This is a genomic window from Leisingera daeponensis, assembly GCF_019801465.1.
Classification (GTDB): Bacteria; Pseudomonadota; Alphaproteobacteria; order Rhodobacterales; family Rhodobacteraceae; genus Leisingera; species Leisingera daeponensis_A.
The window spans coordinates 268,441-290,441 of record NZ_JAHVJA010000001.1 but is presented as its reverse complement, the minus strand read 5'-3'; the positions used below and the strand labels follow the sequence as shown (position 1 = coordinate 290,441).

Below are 22,001 nucleotides of genomic sequence, written 5' to 3'. Positions count from 1 at the left end.
CGCAGCAGGGGATATCTGCGGCCTCAGATACCAAACTGCCAAGGGGCCGCCTGATAGGCATAGGCGCCGCCCTGCCGCAGCACCCGGCCCAGCGCCGGAAAGTCCACATGCGCGCCGGTGACCAGCAGGTTGTCCGCCTCCGCCCTGTCCATCATCTTGCGCCGGGTCTGCGCGGTCTGCGCCGGATCGGTGTCAAAGGCGATGGTCCATTCCGGCAGCGCAAACTGCAGCGCGGCGCTGTGGATCAGGTCGCCCCAGAACAGCAGCCCCTCGCCGCCTGCATCCAGCATGAAGCCGGTATGCCCCGGCGTATGGCCCGGCAGTTCCACCGCGGTGAAGCCGGGCGCGGCCTCACTCTCCCCCTGCAGCAGGTGCAGCCGGTCCGCATAGGGCGCGACCGAGCGGCGGGCCATGTCAAAAAAGCCGCGGCTGCCTTCCCGCACGCCCGCCAGGATGGCATCGTCATGCCAGAAATCCCATTCCCGCTGCCCCACAACCAGCCCAGCATTGGCAAAAGCCGCCGCGCCGTCCGCTGTGATCAGCCCGCCGGAGTGGTCCGGGTGGATATGTGTCAGCAGAACTGTATCGATGCTCTCAGGCGCAACGCCCGCCGCGGCCAGCCCGGCGCCCAGCGCCCCCAGCCCCGGCCCCATCAGCTGCGCCGTGCCGGTGTCGATCAGCAATTTCTGACCGCTGCGCTCCACCAGGTAGCCGTTGACCGGAATTTGCAGCGCACCCTCCTTCAGCCGGTGCAGCCCCTTTGCCAGCACGGTTTCAGCCTTGGCCGGGTCAAAATCATTGAACAGCTCGGTTCCCAGCGGCAGATGCCCGTCCAGCAGCACGGTGATCCTGGCATCTCCCAAGGTAAAGGAATGAGTGGCCGGGACTGCCTGCGCCGTGTTTTCAGCCGCCCATGCCCAGCTGCTGCCTGCCACCCCGCTTGCCAGTGCCGCCGCCGGGGCTGCCGCCAGCCCGCCCATAAATGCCCTGCGATTGATTGTCATAAGAAACTCCAATATCAGTTTCAGGAAATACTCCTGTGCACCGGAGATAAGGCGGCATTTCCCTGCCTTGCAGCCCCGAAGCACCGATAACGGTTATTAGCAACATTTATAGGCATTCCATGGACAAGCTGACCCTGCTGGAGACGTTCACCATCGCTCTGGACGAAGGCAGCCTGAACCGCACTGCCCAGCGCCGCGGCATCACCCAGTCGGCCGTCAGCCAGCAGATCAAGCAGCTGGAGGCGCTGATGGGCCAGCAGCTGCTGCACCGCACCGCCAGGGGCATCCACGCCACCCGCGCAGGCGCTCTGGTCAACAGCCACGCGCAAGCTCTGCTATCAGGCTACAACCGCATGACAGCCGAAGTCGACGCGCTGGAGGGCAGCGTTTCCGGCACCTTCCGCATCAGCGTGAACTCCTTTCTGGGCCGCAGCGTGATCGGGCCGATGCTGCTGGACCTGAACCGGGAGCACCCGGACCTCAACATCGTGATGCGGCTGGAGGACCGGCTGGTCGATGTGGTGCGCGAAGGCTACGATCTGGCGATCCGCACCGGAAAACTGGGGGATACCGATGGCTTCGGGCGCAAGATCTCCACCCTGGAGACAGTGCTGTTTGCCACCCCGGATTACCTGGACCGCGAGGGCCGCCCGGAGACGCCCGAGGACCTGAAGCGGCTCAAGTTCATACAGCACCACGAGGATCAGACCCGCGGGTTCTTCCCTCTGCGCCGCGGCCCACTGGAATATCCCGCGCCGGTGCAGGTGGGGTTCACCGCCGATGATCCCGACCTGATCATGCACGCTGTCAGCAGCGGTTCCGGATATACCCGCGCGCCGCGCTTCATGGTCGAGGAGCAGCTGGCCAGCGGAGAATATGAACAGGTGCTGCCCGGCTACGAGGCACCCTTGAAGGATGTGTTTGCCGTCTACCCTTCGCGCCGCGCGCCGGACCGGCGCCGGGACCTGACGATCGAGCACACCGCTGCGCGGCTGGACGCCCTGCACCGGAACCAGACGGCGGAATTGCCTGCCCCTTCCGCAATCACCGCTTGACCTTGCCTGTCTCATTTCCTAACCACAAATCCATGGCGGGCCTGTAGCTCAACGGTTAGAGCAGAGCGCTCATAACGCTTTGGTTGCAGGTTCGAATCCTGCCGGGCCTACCATTCTTCAACACTGCCTGCCCCGCCTGTTGCCAGGCTGAAGGCTTCGAGTGTCCCGGCCGTGGTGGCCGGAGCCCTCAGCGCGCTCAAGCGCCTAGCTGATTCCCCAGCCGTCCTTCAGATAGCTGACATTTCTGCTGACCCCGGCTGCATCCAGTGCGTCAGTATAGGCCAGCACCTCGCACACCGGACCGCGCCACGCCCGGCTGGACCCGTTATTGCGCCCGCCGATTGAAGCCAGCGCAAACGGGGAGGCGGATTTTATGTGGAGCACTGACAATGGCATCGGCAGCAGTGAGGTCGTGGCACCTCCGCCGTTCAGGTGGACTGTCATCCCGGGCGGCAATGAAGCCGTGAAGATGCCGGCGTTATTCTCATGGCCCATAACCCGGTTGGCACTGCTGGAATCGAGGCCCGCAAGGTCGGTCGTGAGGGTGTTGTAGGTGTCAAATGCGCTGCGCGCACCGTCGGCATAGGCCATGACAGCAAACACTTCCCTGACAAGAGCATCCGATGCAAGCGTCAGACCTCTGGCGTTGGCCGCATCCGGCCAGACCAGCGCCGGACGCCCGCCTGCCACGGGGGCTGAAGCCACATAAACTGGCCCCCCGCCCGACAGTCTGCCGAGAGCCGCGCCTCCGGGAACCAGGTTCGCGACACTGATGACTTCCTCCCCCGCCCCGCGCGTGATGGTTCCCGTTGCCTTGGCGCTGTACCATCCAATCAGGCCGTTCACGGCAGGACGGGAGGCTGGCCCCTGCACTCCTGCGCCCGTGACGGAAAACCCCAGGCCCAGCATCAGTACCACCCTGCAACGGATGCGGTGGTGCCCGTTGCCTCGATGCCTGCAGCTGAGAAGCCGATGGTTTCGCCAGCCGTGACGGCATAGGTAATCACGGTCCCGGCTTCGTCGCGCATTGCGAGGTCGCCAGAAGCCAGCACCCTGAGGACGCGCGGCCTTACCGGCAGATCCACGCCGTCCTGCGGTGTAATTGCAATATGGTGGGTGGCCGGGCTTTCAAGTCCGCGGCGGAAACTGGTGAAAGGGTCGATCTGTGGCATGAGATAATTCCCCGATGTGTTGCGCTTCAGGTCTGCTTCCCCGAAACCAGAGAGATACCGGCAAAATACCAAAATCCGGAAAACCCGGCGTTCGCTGCCCGGGCACGCGGCGCAACACATTGCAGTTTGCTGAAGGGGGCAGCTCTTTGCGGCGGCACCAGACGAAGCCGAACAGGCAACGCGCGTACAATGCCGCCGTCCCTTGCTGCCGTTACCCGGCCGCAAGCATTTTGCTTTTATAATCCCCGACGTCCGGTAGGGTGGCCTAAGAACAGGGCAAATCACTTTTTCCGTAGCAATTTCGAGACTGTTTTCAGGCGTTGCCCCCGCCGCAAGATCAATTCAGAGGCAATGAGTCATGGCGACAGAAAAGCTCACTATCATCAAGGCTGACGTGAAGAACGAGGTCACCAAGAAGGTGAAACCGAAGTTCGTTCAACTCGGCAATATGAACTTTGCGGCCACGGTCGAGGTGGACAAGAGTGTTGCCAAGGAGCTCGACACTGACGCCCGCTTTGTCGCCAAGCTCTATGATGATGCCACCAAGGAATACAAAAAGCTGCTGAACGAATGCACCCTGCGGGTGGACGCAGCCAACAACCTGGGATCGGTCCTGCCGCTGACCGACAAGGAATGCAAAGAGCTGGACGCCGACATCAAGAAGATCTTTTCCAAGTATGAAAAGTCGATTGAACATGTCGCGACCAAGCATTTCGACAAGTGGAGACAGGCCAACAAGGACCGCAAGAAGTACCGCATCAAGGTGGTCAGCGCGATTGTGCTCGGCAGCGCCTGCGCCATTGGCTCCACCGCCTCGCTGGCCGCCGGTACGGTGACCGGCGGCGCGTCAATCGCCGCCAGCATCTATGGCATCGCGCAGAGTATTGTCTCGGTCGCGCGCGCTGTGCAGAAGGTGACCTCTGATATCGTGAAGATCCATGGCGAACTTGAGAAAGCGCTGAAGCAGCTGGTCTCGGCCTATGAGAATCAGTCCAAGGCCAAGGTGAAAGCCAAGGAGATCGGCAAGGAGATCCTGGCCGACTTCCTGATGGTCGAGACTGCAGGCTTCAACCGGGTCGACAAGCACCTGGAAACCTACAAGGCCAAGCTCAAGAACATCGACCTGGAAATTGCCGCCCTCGGGAAGGAGCTGAACAAGCTTCTGGACAAGCAGAGCAAGCTCGACAAGGAGATCGAGAAGAAACTGGGCAAGATGGCCAAGGACCGGGGCTACAAGAGCAAGAAGTTGGACGGGCTGTTTACCGCCATGGAGGCCGCCCGCAAGGAAACCGCCCGGCTCATCAAGAGCATCGAAGCCTATCACGTCAGCATCAAGCCCGCCGAGAAGTTCCGCGACAACTCGCAGAAAGCCGTCGACGCCCTGCGCCACAAGGATCCGGTGTGGGCCAAGTGGGTGATCTGGGTCGGCAGCCTGGGCCTCGGCACCACGGTTACCAGCATCGCCTCCGGCGGGGAGAACCTGGTCAAAGCTGCTTCGGCAATCGAAACCGGGTTCAATACCCTGTCCAAGGAATTTGCCTGACAGCCGGCCAGCAGGCACAGATCATTGGATAGTCAAACGGGCAGCCTCTTCGGGGCTGCCCGTTTGACTTGGCCGGGGCGGGATCAGCGGGCGATGACGATATCCGCCTTCAGGCCGCCCAGATCGGTACTTTCACCCAGCCGCAGGGTGCCGCCGTGGGCGCGCGCGGTGTCGGCCACGATTGCCAGCCCCAGCCCCACTCCAGTCCCCCGGTCCTGATTGCGGGCCGGGTCCAGGCGGGTGAAGGGGCGCACGGCGTCGCCGCGCTGCTCTGCCGGGATACCCGGCCCGTCATCCTCGACCCGGATCCGCATGGATTTGTCGGTCACCGCAACCGACACCCGCGCCCTGGAGCCGTAGCGCACCGCATTGGAAATCAGGTTCGACACCGCCCGCTGCATCGGCTGGCGGCGCAGCATCACTTCCCCTGCCCCGGTCATTTCGCCCAGCGCCACCTGCTTCTCCTGACGTTGCCAGTCGCTGATGATACCGCGGACCAGTTCCTGCGGGTCCACCGGCTCAGGCTCGCTGACCGCCGCGCCGCGGGAGAAATCGAGAAACGCGTCCAGAAGCGCCTGCATTTCATCCACGTCGCGCAGCATCGGCGCCGCGTCCTCCTCGTCCAGCATCGCCAGCTCCAGCTTCATCCGCGTCAGCGGGGTGCGCAGATCGTGGCTCACCCCCGACAGCATCAGCGTGCGCTGCTCGATCTGGCGTTCAATCCGGGCGCGCATGTCCAGAAAGGCGCTGCCCGCGGCCCGAACCTCGGTTGCGCCGGAAGGCGAATAGGGCACTGCCCGCCCGCGCCCGAAGGCCTCTGCCGCATTGGCCAGCCGCTTGATCGGGCGCAGCTGGTTGCGCATGTACAGGAAGGAGATCATCATCATCAGAAAACCGAACAGCAGCATGGTGACAATCAGCTGGTGCGGTGCCGCGGCAGTCAGCCTGCGGCGGTCAAAGCTGAGTTCCACCAAGCCATGCGCGGTGCCGAAGTAAACCTGCACCATCCTGTCAGGCAGGAACCGTGCCGCCAGAAACCCGGGGAAAGTCTTTTCCATTTCCTCCCGCACCACCCGGCCGGAAAACTCGATCAGGCTGAACTCATCCTCCGGCAGCGGCGCACCGGGCGGCAGGAAACGGGCCTGCATCTGCAACGGCTGCAGTAACGGCGCGATCTGCGCCAGCGCCGTCTCCTGATCCGGTGCGGCATCCGCGAACTGGCGCAGCAACTCCATTTCGCGCTGGATGGTCGCCGTCATCTGCACCGTCACGTCCTCAAGATCGCGCTTGATAAACACCACGGAGATCACGATCTGCAGCGCCACAATCGGCACCACCAGGATCAGGGCCGCACGGGCATAAAGGCTGCGCGGCATATATCGTTTGAGCCATTGGAAGAACATGGGGTAAGCCTATAGGGCGGCGGAGAAAGAGAAAAGATTTCCCGCACCGCGGCAGCCGGATAAACAGCAATTGGGCAGGACGATGCAAGCACCAGATGATTTCAACCCGCAGCCGGGAACAGCCGAGGTGCTGGAACCGGGCTTGCGCCGCATCCTGGCGCCGAACCCCTCTCCGATGACCTATCGGGGCACCAACACCTATATTCTGGGCACCGGCGGGCTGGCGGTGATCGACCCGGGGCCGGACTCGGACGCGCATCTTGCGGCGATCCTGGAGGCTGTGCAGCCCGGACAGCAGATCACCCATATCATCGTCACCCACAGCCACCTGGACCACTCGCCGCTTGCGCGCGGCCTGAGCAAGGCCACAGGCGCGCCGGTCCATGCCTTTGGCGGGCCGCAAGCGGGCCGCAGCGAGGTGATGTCCCGCCTCGCCGATGGCGGGCTGGCTGGCGGCGGCGAAGGCATCGACAAAGAGTTCTCCCCCGATGTCACCGTGGCCGATGGCGAAGTCATCAGCGGCGACAGCTGGGACCTGGAGGTAATCCACACGCCCGGCCACTTGGGCAACCATATTGCGCTGGCCTGGAAGGATGCCTGTTTCACCGCCGATCACGTGATGGGCTGGGCCAGTTCCTTGGTGTCGCCGCCGGACGGCGACCTGACCGATTTCATGGCCTCCTGCCGCCGCCTGCGGCAGCGCAGCTGGCGGGTCTTCCATGCCGGCCACGGCGCGCCCATTACCGATCCGGCCGGACGGCTCGACTGGCTGATTGCCCACCGGGAATCGCGCGAAGCCGCGATTCTGGAAGCCTTGGCACAGGCCCCGGCCACCGCCCGCAGCCTGGCCGAACTGATCTATACCGACACCCCGGCCGCGCTGCTGAAAGCCGCGGAACGCAATGTTTTCGCCCATCTGGTGGACCTCACTGGCCGGGGCAAGGCAGCCCCTCAGGGTGTTCTTTCCGCACCCTCGGTCTTTGCATTGAAGGGCTGCTGATTTTTTTCAAAAAATTGCCCGCTGCCCTCTGGACGCCCATTCTGGGGAACGCTATACGGCACGGACCGTTCCGGCGTAGCTCAGCGGTAGAGCAGTTGACTGTTAATCAATTGGTCGTAGGTTCGATCCCTACCGCCGGAGCCATAAAAAGCCCTCAAGCGGCAACGCTTGAGGGCTTTTTTGCATCCTCGGCCAACGTACCATCTCCCTGAGCCGAAGAGCCCGGTCTGCAATGCGCGCTTTGCAATGGCATTTATGTCTATATAAATAGTCATTAACTCATTTTATTGGAGGCAGCATGGCCGCACCCCGGGCAAACATGAGCTACCGCGATATCAAGCAGGTGGTGCTGGACAGAATCCACAACAAGATCTGGGCGCCAGACAGTTTGCTTCCCAGTGAAACCGACCTCGCCGAAGAGTTTTCAAGCACCCGCACCACAGTGAACCGGGCGCTGCGGGAACTGGCTGAGGAAGGCTATCTGGAACGCAAGCGCAAAGCAGGCACCAGGGTCCTGAACGCCCCGGCCAGGAAGGCCCAATTCGCAATTCCTCTGGTCCGCGATGAAATCACGGAAACCGGGTCAGAATACCGCTACGCCCTTGTCGAAAGAAACGTCTTGCCCGCGCCGCACTGGCTGTCTGCCAGAATGAACATTCCGCAGGGCCGGGATGTGCTGCACCTCAGGTGCATGCACTACACGGATAACGCGCCTTTTCAGTACGAAGTGCGCTGGATCGTTCCCGACAGCATTCCAGAGGTGCTCGATGCCGATTTCTCCAGCGTCGGCCCCAACGACTGGCTGGTGCAGAAGGTGCCGTTCACGAATCTGGAGCTGAGCTTCCTGGCGACCAAGGCTGACCAGACCGTGGCTGAGTTTCTGGACACTCAGGCAGGAGAACCGATCTTTACTGCAGAGCGCATCACATGGCTGCGCGGGCAGCCCGTGACGCTTGCGAAACTGTTCTTTGCCCCCGGCTACAGAATGACGACCCATCTTTGACCGCAGGCAAAGGAGAGGATTTTTGCCTCTCTCCACTGCCGGCGCCCGCATGCCGCTCGGCGCCTCGAAAAAATTTCTCCGGCATGAGAATTTCCTCTGGACGCCGCAGATCGGAAACCCTATACGACGCCACATGTTCCGGCGTAGCTCAGCGGTAGAGCAGTTGACTGTTAATCAATTGGTCGTAGGTTCGATCCCTACCGCCGGAGCCAAAGAATTCAAGGGCTTAGCGAATAATCGCTAAGCCCTTTTCTTTTGGGACAATGGCCCGGACCGGGCATCCGCCGTTCAGGCCCGGCACCCGGGAAAAGGCAGCTGGCCGCCAGGTTTCTTGCGCCCCTGGCGGCACGCTTTGCAGGATCAGCTGTTGGGACGCACCCGTGCAGCGGTCTTGTTGGCAAAGGCCTCCAGGCGCTCGCGCGCGGCCGGCTGGGTGTTCACCACACCTGCCACAACCGCCTCGGCATAAGCCGCATCCATGCCGGACATGTTGTTCAGATGGCTGATCGCCGAGCAGATCGCGTAGTTGGTCAGCGGCAGGTTTTCGGCAATCTTGTCGGCCAGTTCCAGCGCCTTGTCGAAACTGGAGCCTTCGGTGATGTACTGTGCCAGCCCCAGTTCTACCGCTTCCTGGCCCTGATAGACGCGGCCGGTCAGAATCATGTCGATCATCCGGTACTTTCCGATCATGTCGGAGACCCGGATGGTGGCGCCGCCGCCGGTGAAGATGCCGCGCTGGCCTTCGGGAAGCGCAAAATAGGTGCTCTGATCGATCACCCGGATATGGGCAGCACTTGCAAGCTCCAGACCGCCGCCGACAACCGCGCCTTGCAGCGCTGCGATAACCGGGACGCCGCCGTATTCCATCTTGTTGAAGGCTTCATGCCAGCGCAGGCACACATGCATGAAATCGTCGGGGCTGCGGTCCGCCTTCCAATGCTCGACCAGGTCGAGGCCAGCGCAGAAGTGGTCGCCCTTCCCCGCCAGCACCACGGCCTTCACCCCGTTGCGGTGGGCAGTGCTGAAGAAGCTGACCAGTTCCTCGATGGTCGCGGTATCCAGCGCGTTGCGCTTGGTCGGCCGGTTCAGCCAGACGATGCTGACGCCGTTGTCCTGCTGTTCGATCTCCAGGTTTTCGAAAGATTGCGCATTTGCTGCTTGGGTCATGGTTCTGGCCCTTCCCTTATTTTCCGGCACTTGTCCGTGCCGCCGTGACTTGATGTTCAAAGATGGAGCGCGGCATCGCTCAGGCTCGCGCTGCCCTCGGTGATGCGCAGGCGTTCGGCGCCGCACTCCACCAGAATGTGCTGCGCGTAAAACACCGCCGTGGCGATCTTCTGAGTCATAAAGGCCGTGTCTTCCCCCTGCTCCAGCCTGGCGCTGGCCGCCAGAACGGACCTGCCAAGCTGCCAGGCCACTGCCAGATTGCCAGTCAGCATGAGGAAAGGAACACTGCCGCCATAGGCCGCATTCGGGTCCGCCGCGGCATTGTCCAGCAGCCAGGCGAGGCTGTCCTCAAACGCCTGGCGGGCATCGCCCAGGCGCTTCGCCACGGCCTGCGCCGGTTCGCTTCCCTGCAGCAGGGCCTGTTCGGTCTCCTGCACCAGCCCGGCGAAGCGGCGTGCGGTTGCGCCGCCGTCCCGCAGCACCTTGCGGCCCAGCAGGTCGTTTGCCTGGATTGCAGTGGTGCCCTCATAGATCGGCAGGATCCGGGCATCCCGGTAGAACTGGGCAACTCCGGTTTCTTCAATGAACCCCATGCCGCCATGGACCTGCACCCCGAGAGAGGTGACTTCCAGCGAGCGCTCGGTGCAGAAGGCCTTGACCAGCGGCACCAGGAATTCGGCCATGTCCAAAGCGTCAATGCCGCCCTGTTTGGCCAGGTCCAGCCAGCCCGCGGTGGCGATCGCCAGCGCCCGGCCGCCTTCGGTCAGCGCCCGCATCCGCAGCAGCATCCGCTGGACGTCCGGGTGCCGGATGATCGGAGCCGCGTCCTTGCTGCTGCCATCCACCGGACGGCTCTGCACCCGTTCCTGCGCATATTCCAGCGCGTGCTGGCAGGCCCGCTCGGACACCGCCACCCCCTGCACGCCAACGGCAAAGCGCGCGGCGCGCATCATCACGAACATATACTCGAGCCCGCGGTTTTCCTCGCCCACCAGAAACCCGGTTGCCCCGTCGTATTCCAGCACCGCGGTCGGGCTGGCGCGAACGCCCAGCTTGTGCTCCAGGCTGACGCAAGTCACCGCATTGCGGCGGCCCGGCGTGCCGTCTTCCCCCACCAGAAACTTCGGCACGATGAACAGGCTCAGCCCCTTGGGGCCCGCCGGGGCGTCCGGGGTGCGGGCCAGCACCAGGTGGATGATGTTTTCCGTCAGCCCGTGCTCTCCGTAGGTGATGAAAATCTTGGTCCCGCTGACTGCATAGGTGCCGTCCGCAGCAGGCTCCGCCTTGCAGCGCACCCGCCCCAGATCACTGCCGGCCTGCGGCTCTGTCAGGTTCATGGTGCCCGACCAGCGGCCGGAAATCATCGGTTCCAGGTACTTCTGCTTCTGGGCATCCGATCCGGTCAGCAGCAGCGCCTCCACTGCGCCGTCGGTCAGCAGCGGGCACAGGCCAAAGCTCAGGTCGGAAGCATTCAGGATCTCCGTTGCAGCCGCCGCAGCCGCCCGCGGCAGCCCCATGCCGCCGAACTCCTCCGGGTGCGGCAGGCTCTGCCATCCCATCTCTGCGAATTGCGCATAGGCCTGTGCATAGGGGTCCGGCAGCACGGCCTCTGCACCGTCGAGCCGCGCACCGGCCTCATCCCCGGTTCTGGACAGGGGCGCGATGACATCTGAACAGAAACGCCCCAGCCCCTCCAGTGCCGCCTCGATATCCGCAAGCTCAATGCCGCTGCCTGCCGAAGCCGCCTCCGGCGCTGCCGGCAGGTGCTCGATGTTGAACATGATATCGCGAATGGGGGCCTGATAGGTCATTTCCGTCGCTCCGGATTATTGTTCATTCATGCCAGATACGCGTTGCAAGACGCCTGGCCCACGTTCAATACAGACATTATCCTATCAGAAAGTGACAAACCGCTCGAACGCCATGCAGCTCTCCGCACCAGATTCTTCCAGCCTTGCAACAGTGTCGCCGCAGTTTGCCGGGGATTGGATCTCAGCACTGCGGCGCTGCTGCACGGACGGCCAGCTGGAGTCCTTCCTGCAGCGCGCTGGCCTGCACCTGTCCGCGGGGCAGCTGTCGCACCGGGTCACCTTGGACCAGATCGTCCGCCTCTATCAGATTGCCGCTGTTGAAACCAAGGACGAGATGACAGGCCTGTGGAGCCGCCCGGTACGCCCCAGGGCCTTACAGCACCTGCTGACGACGGTCCGCGAGGCCGGCACGCTGCCCGCCGCCCTGCACCGCTTTTCCACTTTCTGGAACCTGCTGCTGGACGACTACCGGATCGATCTGACTGAGGACAATGCCACCACCGGCCTGCAGCTGGTGCCACAAGGCGCGCAGCCCGTGCAGCGGTTCGGCCACATGCTGATCCTGAAACTGGCACACGGGCTGCTCTCGTGGCTGGCCGGCTATGAGGTGCCGGTCCGGGCGGTGCACTTTGCCTTTGAACGGCCCGGCTTTGCGCAGGATTATGCGGCCATTTTTCCCGCCCCGGTGCGCTTCGAGGCCCCCTGTTCGGCTATTGTCTTCGAAACCGGGAAGCTAGGCCTCCCCGGCCTCCGCAGCAACGCGGAACTGAACGCGTTTCTGGCCCGTGCGCCCCGCGACTGGATCTTCACCAGGTTCCGCGAACACACCCAGTCGCTGAAGGTGCGGGAGTTCCTGTTCCAGACCAGCTGGGAGAGCTGCCAGCTGCCGGACGCGGCGAAGGCGCTGAACGTCACACCCAGAACGCTGATGCGGCGCCTGGAAGCGGAAGAAACCTCGTTTCAGGCCATCAAGGACGGGCTGCGCCGCGACCTTGCCATCCGAGACCTGCAAACCGGCAAGAAAAGCATCGAGGAAATATCGCAGGACGTCGGGTTTTCCTCCGCGGCGAATTTTCACCGGGCGTTCCGCCGCTGGACCGGCGCCCCGCCGAGTTCGTACAAGTCCCCCTCAGCCTGACCGAGGCTTCAGAAAAGCGGCTGCTGCCTTATCCCCCAAGGTTCGCAGGCAGCGCCGCATAGCCGCGGAACCGGATCCGTCCGCCCTGGACCCGCCGCCCTTGCAGCAAACGGTAGTCCGGAAACCGGCGCAGCAGGCGTTCAATGGCGATCCTTCCCTCCAGCCGCGCCAGTGTCAGCCCGACACAGACATGCGGGCCGCCGGCAAAGGCCAGATGCCGGTTCGGCGTCCTGGTGATGTCGAAATCCCCGGGTTTCTCGAACACCTCCGGATCACGGTTAGCCGCGCCGATCACCAGATGCAGGTTGGTTCCTGCCGGAACCCGGACACCGCCGATCTCGGCCTCTGCCGTCGTTTCGCGGTTGCCCAGCTGGTTCGGAGAGCGGAACCGCAGCATTTCCTCCACCGCGGGCTTGATCAGCTCCGGCTGCGCCAGCAGCCGCCGCCTTTGCTCCGGATGGTCATGCAGCAGCGCCAAACCGTTTCCGATCAGATTGGTGGTGGTCTCATGACCCGCATTCAGTATGAAGATGCAGTTTTGTATCAGTTCGATCTCGCTGAGGGTGCCCTCGGCGCCCACGCCGTTGATCAGCCGGGTCAGTACGTCGGTTTCGATATCCCCCGGATTTGACCGCCGCCGGGCAATCAGGTCTCGCAGATATGCCTTGAACTCCTCCACCGCGCGGTGGCCGGCGGCCAGTTCCGCCTCGCTCAGCGCGGGTTCCAGCGCCCCCAGGATTGCCAGCGACCAGTCGCGCAGCGGCGCCCGTTCCTCCATCGGAACATCAAGCAGGTTACCGATGATCTGAACCGGGATAGAGGCAGCGAAGTCGCCGATCAGGTCCACCTCGGTCCGGCCCGCCATCCGTTCCAGCAGATGGTCGACGGTTTCAATCAGTCCCGGCTCCATCTTTGCAATGGCCCGCGGCGTCAAGGCCGAGGTCATGATCTTGCGCACCCGCGTGTGCAGCGGCGGGTCAGAGAAAACCAGAGAGGACGTGTGATGTTCAAACAGCGGCGAGCCCGGGCCGTACTTGGGGCCGAAAACCCGTTTCTTGTCCGAGGAAAACAAGGCGGTGTCACGGTAAATCCGGTCCAGGTCGGCGTGGCGGCAGACCAGCAGCGACCCGTCCGGCTGCGGCAGCACCGGTGCCTCCCGCAGCAACGCGTCATAGTAAGGGAAGGGATTGCCGGCAAAGCCGGCAGGCGGATCCGCCAGATCAAATCCCTCAACATTCACAGGCCCATGCACCGTATCGCTCATCCGTCGCCCTCCTGCTGGCTTTTGCAGCAGGGTTTCCCCCGCAAATGCGACTGTCAATCACCCAATCCAGCGCGGAACACAGCGTCAGACACCCAGAACCGCGGTTCCGAACACGGCGGATTTCCGCGTGACAAATGCGGGCGCTCCGGATAGAAACAAACCATGAACACTGCCATTTCCTCCATCCGCAACCTCGGCCCCGCATACGAGGAAGCCTGCCACCGGGCCGGCATCGCCTCCGCCGAGGAGCTGCGCGCCATTGGTGCCGATGCGGCTTATGCCAGGCTGCTGCAACACGGCACCCGGCCGCATTTCATCGGCTACTACGTGCTGGTGATGGCGCTGCAGGGGCGGCCCTGGAACGATTGCAAGGGCAAGGAAAAGGAAGAGCTGCGCAAACGTTTCGACGCGATCAAGGCAGAGGTCCGCCCGCAGCACAGCTCCAAACTGCTGGCAGAGCTGGACGCGATCGGCGTGCGGGCCAGCCCCGCGGACCTCAAGGCGCTCTGACCGCCCCGCTTCAGACCCGGCCGGACCGGCCGGGAGTCTTGGCACAGGGCGCTGCCGCCGCCCGGACGGCAGCGCAGGCGCAGATGCAACCATTTTCCGGCTTCAGGCGTTGAGCCCCCGAGATTGGCTCGACACAAGGAGTACCGGCATGGACCTGATCCGCATTATTTTCGCCGTCATTCTGCCGCCGCTGGGCGTGTTCCTGCAGGTGGGGCTTGGCAAGCATTTCTGGCTCAACATTCTGCTGACGCTTCTCGGCTACATCCCGGGCATCGTGCATGCGGTCTGGATCATCGCAAGGACGCCTGAACATGCCTGATCTTGCCAAACATCATCACAAGCAGCTGCAGGCGCTGGAGCGCCTGGCGCATCGCATGGACCGTGCCTTCCGCATCCCGCTGATCGGGGTGCGGATCGGTTGGGACAGCATTGCGGGCCTGGTTCCCGGCGTTGGTGACACCATTGCGCTGATCCCTGCGGGGTATATCCTCTATTCCGGCTACCGCATGGGGGCTTCCGCTCCAATACTGGCCCGGATGGCGGCCAATATCGGCGTCGATGCCCTCATCGGCTCTATCCCGCTGGCCGGCGATCTGTTCGACGTGGCCTGGAAGGCCAATACCCGCAACACCGACCTGCTCCGCCGCCATTTCGAGGAGCGGGCCGCCAGCGATGAGCCGCTGCCGAAACGCCTCGGTCGCAAGCGCTTTTCCAGTCTGACCGCGCCGCGCGAACTGCGGCTGGCGCCCACTTATGTCGGCGCGCACCACCCCGGTGCGCTCCATCGGCGGAAACCGCACAAACAGGCTTCGTGGCAGCATCCGCTGAACCGGACGCTCGATTCATGAAACCGGACTGATCATGAAAAAGGGGCTGCCAGCGCCAAGCTGCAGCCCCTTTGTATCTTAGCGCAGTTAAGCCTGAAGCTTAGCCGACCAGCTCGATGCCGGAGAAGAAGTAGGCGATTTCCACCGCAGCGGTTTCCGGCGCGTCGGAACCGTGAACGGAGTTTTCGCCGACCGATTCAGCGAACTCGGCGCGAATGGTGCCGGCGGCCGCATCAGCGGGATTGGTGGCGCCCATCACTTCACGGTTCTTGGCAATGGCGTTTTCGCCTTCCAGAACCTGCACGACCACCGGAGCGGAGGACATGAACTCGCACAGTTCGTCATAGAACGGGCGCTCGGCGTGCACTTCGTAGAACTTGCCTGCCTGCTCTTTGGTCATGTGAATGCGCTTCTGCGCCACGATGCGCAGGCCGGCTTCTTCGAACTTGGCGTTGATCTTACCGGTCAGGTTGCGGCGGGTTGCATCGGGCTTGATGATCGAGAAAGTGCGTTCCAGTGCCATGTGGCATTCTCCTGATTGATGGGCCGCAGGGCGTATCCCCGGGCCGGAAACTCCGCGCGCCGCCTAACATGGCTTGGCGCGCTTGGGAAGCCGTTTTCGGACCGCGCGCAGGCGCACGCGCCTGCGGCGGGTCTATTTTCAGCAGGAGGAAGGCGGCAGGCCGATTGACAGCCTCCGGCTGCTGCGCCACACCGCTGATCATGTTACGCATTCAGGACATCACCTATTCGGTCGAAGGCCGCCCGCTGATCGAGAGCGCTTCCGCCACCATTCCCACCGGCCACAAGGTCGGCCTGGTCGGGCGCAACGGCACCGGTAAAACCACTCTGTTCCGGCTGATCCGGGGCGAGCTGGCGCTGGAAACCGGCAGCATCACCCTGCCCTCCAAGGCCCGCATCGGCGGTGTCGCGCAGGAGGTGCCGTCGTCCAATGTGTCGCTGACCGACACGGTTCTGGCTGCAGATACCGAACGCGCCGCCCTGCTGGCCGAAGCCGACAGCGCCACCGACCCGGCACGGATTGCCGAAATCCAGACCCGGCTCAGCGATATCGACGCCTGGTCGGCCGAAGCGCGCGCCGCCTCCATCCTGAAGGGCCTGGGCTTTGACGACGAGGATCAGAAACGCCCCTGCTCCGACTTCTCCGGCGGCTGGCGGATGCGGGTGGCGCTGGCTGCGGTGCTGTTTGCCCAGCCCGACCTGCTGCTGCTGGACGAGCCGACCAACTACCTCGATCTCGAAGGCGCGTTGTGGCTGGAAAGCTACCTGGCGAAATACCCGCATACGGTGCTGATCGTCAGCCACGACCGCGGGCTGCTGAACCGGGCTGTGGGCGCCATCCTGCACCTGGAGGACAAGAAGCTCACCCTGTACCAGGGCCCCTATGACACCTTTGCCGAAACCCGGGCTGCGCGCATCCTCGCGGCTCAGGCCGAAGCCAAGAAACAGGAAGCCCGCCGCGCCCACCTGCAAAGCTTCGTCGACCGCTTCCGCGCCAAGGCGTCCAAGGCGGTGCAGGCGCAGGCCCGGCTCAAGATGATCGCCAAGATGAAGCCGATCACCACCCCCCAGGAGGCCGCGCTGCGCGCCTTCACCTTCCCCGAGCCGGAAGAAATGCCGCCGCCGATCATCCATATCGAGGGCGGCGTCACCGGCTATGGCGAAACCGAAATCCTGAAGCGGCTGAACCTGCGGATCGACCAGGACGACCGCATTGCGTTCCTGGGCAAAAATGGTCAGGGCAAGTCCACGCTGTCGAAACTTCTGGCGGACCGGCTGCCGCTGATGGCGGGCAAGTTGACCCGGTCCTCCAAGCTGCGCATCGGCTACTTCGCACAGCATCAGGTGGATGAACTCTATATCGATGAAACCCCGCTGGACCATTTGCGCCGCCTGCGCCCGGATGAGGCACCGGCCCGCTGGCGCTCGCGGCTGGCTGGCTTTGGCCTGGGAGCCGCGCAGGCCGAAACCGAGGTCGGGCGCCTGTCCGGCGGCCAAAAAGCACGCCTCAGCCTGCTGATCGCCACCATCGACGCGCCCCATATGCTGATCCTCGACGAGCCGACCAACCACCTGGACATCGAAAGCCGCGAAGCGCTGGTCGAGGCGCTGACCGCCTATTCCGGCGCGGTGATCCTGGTGAGCCACGACATGCATCTGCTGAGCCTTGTGGCGGACCGGCTGTGGCTGGTCTCGGACGGCACGGTGAAACCCTATGACGGCGATCTGGAAAGCTACCGCACCCTGCTGCTGGCGCGTGAAAAGCCCGCCGCCAAAGCCGACGCGCCTAAGCCCGCCAAGCCCAAGCGCGCCTCCCGCGAGGTGCTGATCGCCCTGCGTTCCGAGGTCCGCAAATCCGAGACACGGGTCGAGAAGCTCAGCGAAATGCGTGAAAAGCTTGACGAAAAGCTTGCCGACCCTAGCCTGTATGAACCGGGCAAGGCGGCCGACATGGCAGTCTGGCAGAAAAAGCACGCTGAGTGCATCGAGGCGCTGGAACGGGCAGAAGGCCTGTGGATGGAGGCGCTGGAAAAACTGGAGCAGGCCGAGGCGCAATGATCGACACCGCATTCCTGATCACGTCCTTCGTCACCCTTTTCGTCATCGTCGACCCGATCGGCCTGACCCCGATTTTCATTGCACTGACCCAGGGCATGCCGCCGGCCCGCCGCCGCTCCATCGCGCTGCGGGCAACCATCACGTCAGCGGTGCTGCTGGCAATATTTGCAGGTTTTGGCGAAGCAGTGCTGGGCTTCATCGGCATCTCAATGCCGGCATTCCGGGTCGCCGGCGGCGTGCTTCTTTTCCTGACCGCGCTCGACATGCTGTTTGAGCGCCGCAACAAGCGCCGCGAGGACCGCAGCGAGGAGGATGAATTCGACGACCCCTCGGTCTTCCCGCTGGCGATCCCGCTGATGGCGGGGCCCGGCTCGATCGCAACCGTGATCCTGCTGACCGGTCAGCAGCCCGGCATTGCCGGCTTCGTCATGGTCATGGGCGTGGTCATCGCGGTGCTGGCGATCCTGCTGGTGATGTGCCTGTTCTCCGGCTTGTTCGAACGGATGCTGGGCAAGACCGGGATCACCGTTGTCACCCGGCTTCTGGGCATGCTGCTGGCTGCGCTTTCGGTTCAGTTTGTGCTGGACGGCCTGCGCGCTTTCGGCTTCGCAGGCTAGTATAACGCCCCGGTCCGCCTACATGGTAATCAGGAGGTGAGCGTATGGGCGAATATGAAACCGGGCGGTTTATCTATCTGATCATACTGCTGGTTGCGGTCGGGTCCTGGGTCTTTGTCCAGAACCGCCAAAGCATTGGAAAAACGCTGCAGATGTTTGCCGTCTGGGGGTTCATCTTCCTTGGGGTGATCGCCTCCTACGGCCTGTGGGAGGACATCCGCCAGACCGTCCGCCCGCAGCAAAGCGTCGCCATTGACGCGGGCCGGGTTGAAGTGCCCCGCTCTCCCGATGGCCATTACTACCTGACGCTGGAGGTGAACGGCGCCCCGGTCCAGTTTCTGGTCGATACCGGTGCCAGCCAGGTCGTGCTGAATGAACGCGACGCCACCAGCGCGGGCATCGACACCGGCAGCCTCGCCTACCTCGGCCGCGCCAGCACCGCCAACGGCGAGGTGCGGACCGCCTCTGTCTGGGTTGACGAAATTTCACTGGGCGGCATCACCGACAAGAATGTCCGCGTCTGGGTCAACCAGGGAGAGCTGGAACAATCCCTTCTGGGCATGGGCTACCTGCAGCGCTGGTCCAGCATCGAAATCCGCAACGGCGCACTGGTGCTGACACGCTAGCCCCGCCTCGGGGCGCAATCGGACTGATCCGCACCTTGAGCCGGATCAAGGACTTGCGGCTGCCAGCCTCCTAGATTGGAAACCACCATTCCAATCAGAAAGGAGCACGAGAATCCCGTGACCGATGATGAACTTAAGCAACTGCAGGACAGTTACAGCAGGCTCCGGGAGGATGCCGCCCAGACGCCAGCGTTCTTTTATGACGCGCTGTTCCGCCATGCACCGGAACTGCGGCGGCTGTTCCGGGACGATCTGGAAGGCCAGGGCATGAAGTTCATGACCACGCTGGGCGTTATTCTTGCAAAACTGAAGGACGAAACCGCGGTGGCCAGTCAATTTCAGGAACTGGGCAGGACCCATGCAAGCCTGGGAGTTCTGGCCCCGCATTTTGCCCCGATGGAGGACGCCCTGATCGACACCCTGCACCACGCGCTCGGCAAGGAGATGACACCGGAGCTGGAAGCACTGTGGCGGAAGGCGTTCAAGGAAATTGCCGGCCAAATGATCCGGCGCGGCAGTATCCCGAACAGCTGAACCGGCGCGCGGCGATGGCGTTACCCGTTGCCAGGCTCGGCCGCTATGAACCCATTGACGGGATAGACCCGCCCGAATGCGCCCGGATAGCTTTCCAGGCGGACTGCGGACCAGTCGTTGTTTTCGGAAACGTCAATCACAGCCATGCCCAGCGAGATCTTGTTGCGGTGCCAGTTGGCATGATTGATCCGGATCCTGCGCGCGTCTTCGACCTTGGACACCACGGCGACATGGCCCAGCGGATTGGAGCGGGTGGCGCTGAACGCCATCACGGCGCCGGGCTGCGGTTCGCGGCTGCGGGCGAACTGGCCTTTGGCCTGCTCCCACCAGGTCTTGGCATTGCCGAAGATTTCGATGCCGCTGGCATTGCGGGCGAAGGGCACGCACCAGACCCGGCGGCCGTTCGATTGCAGGTACTGAACTTCCTGAACGGCAAACTCCAGCCGCTCCGCCTCAACCTCTGCCCGGCTCACCGAGCCGTTCTGAACTTCGCCGCAATTGGCGAGTAAAAGGAGACCGGCTCCGGCAATAGGAAGCAGCCGCAGCCGCTTGACCGCACATCGAAAATTCATCTGTCCCCCCAGTGTCCTGGTCGCGCCTTCCGGTTTTCCGGAATGTTGATGGCGGCAGGGATAAAGCGGGAGTGACTAAAAATCGAGAGATTGTTGCCCTTGTGAAACAAATCACACAAGCCATCGGCAGCTTTTCGCCAATACAGAAGGCTTCGGCCGGAAATCCGCCTATTTCTCGGCCTTTTTTTCCCAGCGCCCGCTTTCTTCGGACCAGTATTGGGCGGAACAGCCTTCGTCTGTCAGCGCCTTCCACTGGCTGCGGGCGTGCTGAACCGCTTCCGGGTCGGTGCCGTCGAACAGGATGCAGACACGGCTCAGCGCCTGCACTTCCCCGGCGCTGACGGCGGCACCATCCACCGCCATCACGCAATCAGGGTTGTTGGCGGCCTCCGGCCCCGTAGTCAGCAGGATGGGCTGCAGCGCATCATGGGGGCCGCCCGCCAGGCCATGGGCCAGAAAGCTCTCTTCCGCCCCCTGCCACAGCCGGTCGTCCAGCCAGGCCATGCGTTCCGGATCGCGCCCGCGCACGGCGATGCGCCAGCCCGCCCCGCGCGCCTTGTCCAGAAGCACCGGCAGGGTCTCCTCAAGCGGCCTGCGGGTCAGGTGGTAGAAATAGGCAGCCCCCATGAAGTTTTATTCCGCCTCGAACTTGTCCGCGACCAGCCGGTTCAGCGCCAGCACACCCCAGCCGGTGGCGCCTTTGGGCGCATAATCCGTGTCTTTGCTGACAGAAGCAACGCCGGCGATATCCAAGTGAATCCAAGGCATATCGTCCTTGATGAACCGCTGCAGAAACTGCGCCGCGGTGATCGAGCCGGCGGGACGGCCGCCCACGTTCTTCATATCGGCGATGCGGGACTTCAGTTGCTCGTCATACGCCTTGCCCAGGGGCATCCGCCAGGCGCCTTCATCTTCTGCCTTGGCGGCCTTCAGGAATGCGTTGCACAGATCATCGTCATTGGAGAACACGCCGGCATTATCATGTCCCAGCCCGATAATAATCGCACCGGTCAGCGTTGCCAGGTCAATCACCCCCGCGGGTTTGAACCGCTCCTGCGCGTACCAGAGCACGTCGCACAGAACCAGGCGGCCTTCAGCGTCGGTGTTGATGATCTCGACCGTGTCGCCTTTCATGGACTTCACCACATCTCCGGGACGGGTGGCATTGCCGGAGGGCATGTTCTCGACCAGACCGACCAGACCGACCACATTGGCCTTGGCCTTGCGCAGCGCCAGCGCCCGCATGGTGCCGGCCACCACCCCCGCGCCGCCCATGTCCATGGTCATCTCTTCCATGCCGGCGGCGGGTTTCAGGGAGATGCCGCCAGTGTCGAACACCACCCCCTTGCCGACCAGCGCCAGCGGTGCGGCATCCTTGGCGCCGCCCTTCCACTGCATCACCGCCACTTTGGACGGGCTGTCGGAGCCTTGCCCGACGCTGAGAAGCGTGCGCATCCCCAGTTTTTCCAGCTCTGCCTCTTCCAGGATTTCGACCTCCAGGCCGATCTCCGTCATTTCCTCAATGCGGCGGGCAAATTCCGTGGTGGTCAGCACATTGGCCGGCTCATTAACCAGATCGCGTGTCATGTGCACGCCCTCGGCCAACGCCAGCAGCGGCGCACAGGCCGCTTCAAGGTTCGACGGAGATTTCGAGGCGATCACCACTTCTGCTTCGGGCTTGTCGTCCTTCGGCGACTTGTGATTGTCGAAGGCGTAATCCCGCAGCGCCATGCCCAGGGTCAGATCCGCGGCCTTGTTCATGCTGCCGGCCATGACGGTCAGCCGCTTGCCCGCGGCCCCCTTCACCAAGCTGGCTCCGGCCTTCCGTGCCTCCACCGGTGTCAGCTTGCGCGGCAGCACCAGCACGTCCAGCGCCTCAGCCTTCATGCCCGCAGGCCAGCCCAGCGAAATCACATCGCCTGCCTTAGCCTTCTTGAAGCCTTCCGAGTCGATCAGCCGGGCAATCGCACCCTTGGCCAGACGGTTGGCACTGCGTGCAGCCTGATCCATGCTGCCTTCCGGAGTCACCAGAACCGCAACGCGTCCGGTCATTTCTGACAGAGCTTTGGGGTCATACTCGGCAAAACGGATCGGGGTAAGGCTGCTCATTTACATATGCTCCTGCTGACTTCATTGATTGTTGGCCCCAGAGGTATCCTGCACAGCAGCGCTTGG

Annotated in this window: 23 protein-coding genes and 3 tRNA genes; 15 read left to right on the top strand and 11 right to left on the bottom strand. The window is 63.2% G+C overall.

Features of this window, described 5'->3' with window-relative positions; all coding sequences use genetic code 11:
* Positions 1-23: 23 nt before the first annotated feature.
* Positions 24-1,004 (bottom strand): MBL fold metallo-hydrolase, encoded by a 981-nt coding sequence (locus tag KUV26_RS01465; RefSeq protein ID WP_222507089.1) that lies wholly within the window; start codon positions 1,002-1,004, stop codon positions 24-26.
* A 119-nt stretch (positions 1,005-1,123) separates the two neighbouring features.
* On the opposite strand from KUV26_RS01465, the gene KUV26_RS01460 reads away from it, so the two are divergent.
* The gene (locus tag KUV26_RS01460) at positions 1,124-2,059 is read left to right on the top strand and encodes a LysR family transcriptional regulator (RefSeq protein ID WP_222507088.1); all 936 of its coding nucleotides are present in this window, start codon (positions 1,124-1,126) and stop codon (positions 2,057-2,059) included.
* Between the two features lie 37 nt (positions 2,060-2,096).
* Positions 2,097-2,172 (top strand) — tRNA-Ile (locus KUV26_RS01455).
* Positions 2,173-2,263: 91 nt separating this feature from the next.
* On the opposite strand, the gene KUV26_RS01450 is transcribed toward KUV26_RS01455, so the two are convergent.
* Together KUV26_RS01450 and KUV26_RS01445 are read right to left on the bottom strand one after the other, a co-directional pair.
* A complete protein-coding gene (locus tag KUV26_RS01450; RefSeq protein ID WP_261399698.1) occupies positions 2,264-2,764 on the bottom strand; it encodes a hypothetical protein in 501 nt (166 codons plus the stop codon).
* A 203-nt stretch (positions 2,765-2,967) separates the two neighbouring features.
* On the bottom strand, positions 2,968-3,231 hold the full coding sequence (locus KUV26_RS01445) for a hypothetical protein (protein WP_222507086.1): 264 nt from the start codon (positions 3,229-3,231) through the stop codon (positions 2,968-2,970).
* A gap of 358 nt (positions 3,232-3,589) precedes the next feature.
* Between KUV26_RS01445 and KUV26_RS01440 the strand changes: the two genes are divergently transcribed.
* Positions 3,590-4,774, top strand: coding sequence for a hypothetical protein (locus KUV26_RS01440; protein ID WP_222507085.1), 1,185 nt, complete (start codon positions 3,590-3,592; stop codon positions 4,772-4,774).
* Positions 4,775-4,857: 83 nt separating this feature from the next.
* Here the strand turns inward: KUV26_RS01440 and KUV26_RS01435 are convergent, their stop codons facing one another.
* Positions 4,858-6,177, bottom strand: coding sequence for an ATP-binding protein (locus tag KUV26_RS01435; RefSeq protein ID WP_222502358.1), 1,320 nt, complete (start codon positions 6,175-6,177; stop codon positions 4,858-4,860).
* 82 nt (positions 6,178-6,259) lie between these two features.
* On the opposite strand from KUV26_RS01435, the gene KUV26_RS01430 reads away from it, so the two are divergent.
* From KUV26_RS01430 to KUV26_RS01415, 4 genes are all read left to right on the top strand, one after another.
* Positions 6,260-7,177, top strand: a complete 918-nt coding sequence (locus KUV26_RS01430) for an MBL fold metallo-hydrolase (RefSeq protein ID WP_222507084.1) — start codon at positions 6,260-6,262, stop codon at positions 7,175-7,177.
* Between the two features lie 69 nt (positions 7,178-7,246).
* Positions 7,247-7,321, top strand: a tRNA-Asn gene (locus tag KUV26_RS01425).
* Between the two features lie 175 nt (positions 7,322-7,496).
* Entirely contained in the window at positions 7,497-8,180 is a 684-nt protein-coding gene (locus KUV26_RS01420) for a GntR family transcriptional regulator (RefSeq protein ID WP_222507083.1), read from the top strand.
* 137 nt (positions 8,181-8,317) lie between these two features.
* Positions 8,318-8,392, top strand: a tRNA-Asn gene (locus KUV26_RS01415).
* A 148-nt stretch (positions 8,393-8,540) separates the two neighbouring features.
* Here the strand turns inward: KUV26_RS01415 and dmdD are convergent.
* Together dmdD and KUV26_RS01405 are read right to left on the bottom strand one after the other, a co-directional pair.
* Positions 8,541-9,347, bottom strand: a complete 807-nt coding sequence (dmdD, locus tag KUV26_RS01410; protein WP_222507082.1) for a methylthioacryloyl-CoA hydratase — start codon at positions 9,345-9,347, stop codon at positions 8,541-8,543.
* 56 nt (positions 9,348-9,403) lie between these two features.
* Positions 9,404-11,158 carry an acyl-CoA dehydrogenase gene (locus tag KUV26_RS01405; protein WP_222507081.1) on the bottom strand — a complete coding sequence of 585 codons (1,755 nt, stop codon included), beginning with the start codon at positions 11,156-11,158 and terminating at the stop codon, positions 9,404-9,406.
* Between the two features lie 112 nt (positions 11,159-11,270).
* On the opposite strand from KUV26_RS01405, the gene KUV26_RS01400 reads away from it, so the two are divergent.
* Positions 11,271-12,296 carry an AraC family transcriptional regulator gene (locus KUV26_RS01400; protein ID WP_222502712.1) on the top strand — a complete coding sequence of 342 codons (1,026 nt, stop codon included), beginning with the start codon at positions 11,271-11,273 and terminating at the stop codon, positions 12,294-12,296.
* Positions 12,297-12,324: 28 nt separating this feature from the next.
* On the opposite strand, the gene KUV26_RS01395 is transcribed toward KUV26_RS01400, so the two are convergent.
* Positions 12,325-13,560: a cytochrome P450 gene (locus KUV26_RS01395; protein ID WP_222507080.1), complete on the bottom strand. Its 1,236-nt coding sequence runs from the start codon at positions 13,558-13,560 to the stop codon at positions 12,325-12,327.
* A gap of 162 nt (positions 13,561-13,722) precedes the next feature.
* On the opposite strand from KUV26_RS01395, the gene KUV26_RS01390 reads away from it, so the two are divergent.
* The 3 genes from KUV26_RS01390 to KUV26_RS01380 all read left to right on the top strand — a co-directional run bounded on the left by KUV26_RS01390 (position 13,723) and on the right by KUV26_RS01380 (position 14,918).
* On the top strand, positions 13,723-14,070 hold the full coding sequence (locus tag KUV26_RS01390) for a TfoX/Sxy family protein (RefSeq protein ID WP_222502353.1): 348 nt from the start codon (positions 13,723-13,725) through the stop codon (positions 14,068-14,070).
* 148 nt (positions 14,071-14,218) lie between these two features.
* Complete coding sequence (locus tag KUV26_RS01385; RefSeq protein ID WP_222502352.1) at positions 14,219-14,389, top strand: YqaE/Pmp3 family membrane protein; 171 nt, start codon at positions 14,219-14,221, stop codon at positions 14,387-14,389.
* The gene (locus tag KUV26_RS01380; RefSeq protein ID WP_222507079.1) at positions 14,382-14,918 is read left to right on the top strand and encodes a DUF4112 domain-containing protein; all 537 of its coding nucleotides are present in this window, start codon (positions 14,382-14,384) and stop codon (positions 14,916-14,918) included. The genes KUV26_RS01385 and KUV26_RS01380 overlap by 8 nt, the downstream gene beginning before the upstream one ends.
* A 79-nt stretch (positions 14,919-14,997) precedes the next feature.
* Here the strand turns inward: KUV26_RS01380 and ndk are convergent, their stop codons facing one another.
* Complete coding sequence (ndk, locus tag KUV26_RS01375) at positions 14,998-15,420, bottom strand: nucleoside-diphosphate kinase (protein WP_008556653.1); 423 nt, start codon at positions 15,418-15,420, stop codon at positions 14,998-15,000.
* A 200-nt stretch (positions 15,421-15,620) separates the two neighbouring features.
* Here ndk and KUV26_RS01370 point away from each other — a divergent pair, with 200 nt between their 5' ends.
* The 4 genes from KUV26_RS01370 (at position 15,621) to KUV26_RS01355 (ending at position 19,254) form a co-directional block, all read left to right on the top strand.
* The gene (locus KUV26_RS01370) at positions 15,621-17,477 is read left to right on the top strand and encodes an ABC-F family ATP-binding cassette domain-containing protein (RefSeq protein ID WP_222507078.1); all 1,857 of its coding nucleotides are present in this window, start codon (positions 15,621-15,623) and stop codon (positions 17,475-17,477) included.
* On the top strand, positions 17,474-18,094 hold the full coding sequence (locus KUV26_RS01365) for a MarC family protein (protein ID WP_222502349.1): 621 nt from the start codon (positions 17,474-17,476) through the stop codon (positions 18,092-18,094). The genes KUV26_RS01370 and KUV26_RS01365 overlap by 4 nt, the downstream gene beginning before the upstream one ends.
* 44 nt (positions 18,095-18,138) lie before the next feature.
* The gene (locus tag KUV26_RS01360) at positions 18,139-18,720 is read left to right on the top strand and encodes a TIGR02281 family clan AA aspartic protease (RefSeq protein ID WP_222507077.1); all 582 of its coding nucleotides are present in this window, start codon (positions 18,139-18,141) and stop codon (positions 18,718-18,720) included.
* Positions 18,721-18,837: 117 nt separating this feature from the next.
* Positions 18,838-19,254, top strand: coding sequence for a globin domain-containing protein (locus tag KUV26_RS01355; protein ID WP_222507076.1), 417 nt, complete (start codon positions 18,838-18,840; stop codon positions 19,252-19,254).
* Positions 19,255-19,274: 20 nt separating this feature from the next.
* Here KUV26_RS01355 and KUV26_RS01350 read toward each other — a convergent pair whose 3' ends face one another.
* From KUV26_RS01350 to KUV26_RS01340, 3 genes are all read right to left on the bottom strand, one after another.
* The gene (locus KUV26_RS01350) at positions 19,275-19,826 is read right to left on the bottom strand and encodes a CHAP domain-containing protein (protein WP_222507075.1); all 552 of its coding nucleotides are present in this window, start codon (positions 19,824-19,826) and stop codon (positions 19,275-19,277) included.
* A 168-nt stretch (positions 19,827-19,994) separates the two neighbouring features.
* The gene (locus KUV26_RS01345) at positions 19,995-20,453 is read right to left on the bottom strand and encodes a DNA polymerase III subunit chi (RefSeq protein ID WP_222502345.1); all 459 of its coding nucleotides are present in this window, start codon (positions 20,451-20,453) and stop codon (positions 19,995-19,997) included.
* Positions 20,454-20,459: 6 nt separating this feature from the next.
* The gene (locus KUV26_RS01340; protein WP_222507074.1) at positions 20,460-21,935 is read right to left on the bottom strand and encodes a leucyl aminopeptidase; all 1,476 of its coding nucleotides are present in this window, start codon (positions 21,933-21,935) and stop codon (positions 20,460-20,462) included.
* Positions 21,936-22,001 lie beyond the last annotated feature (66 nt).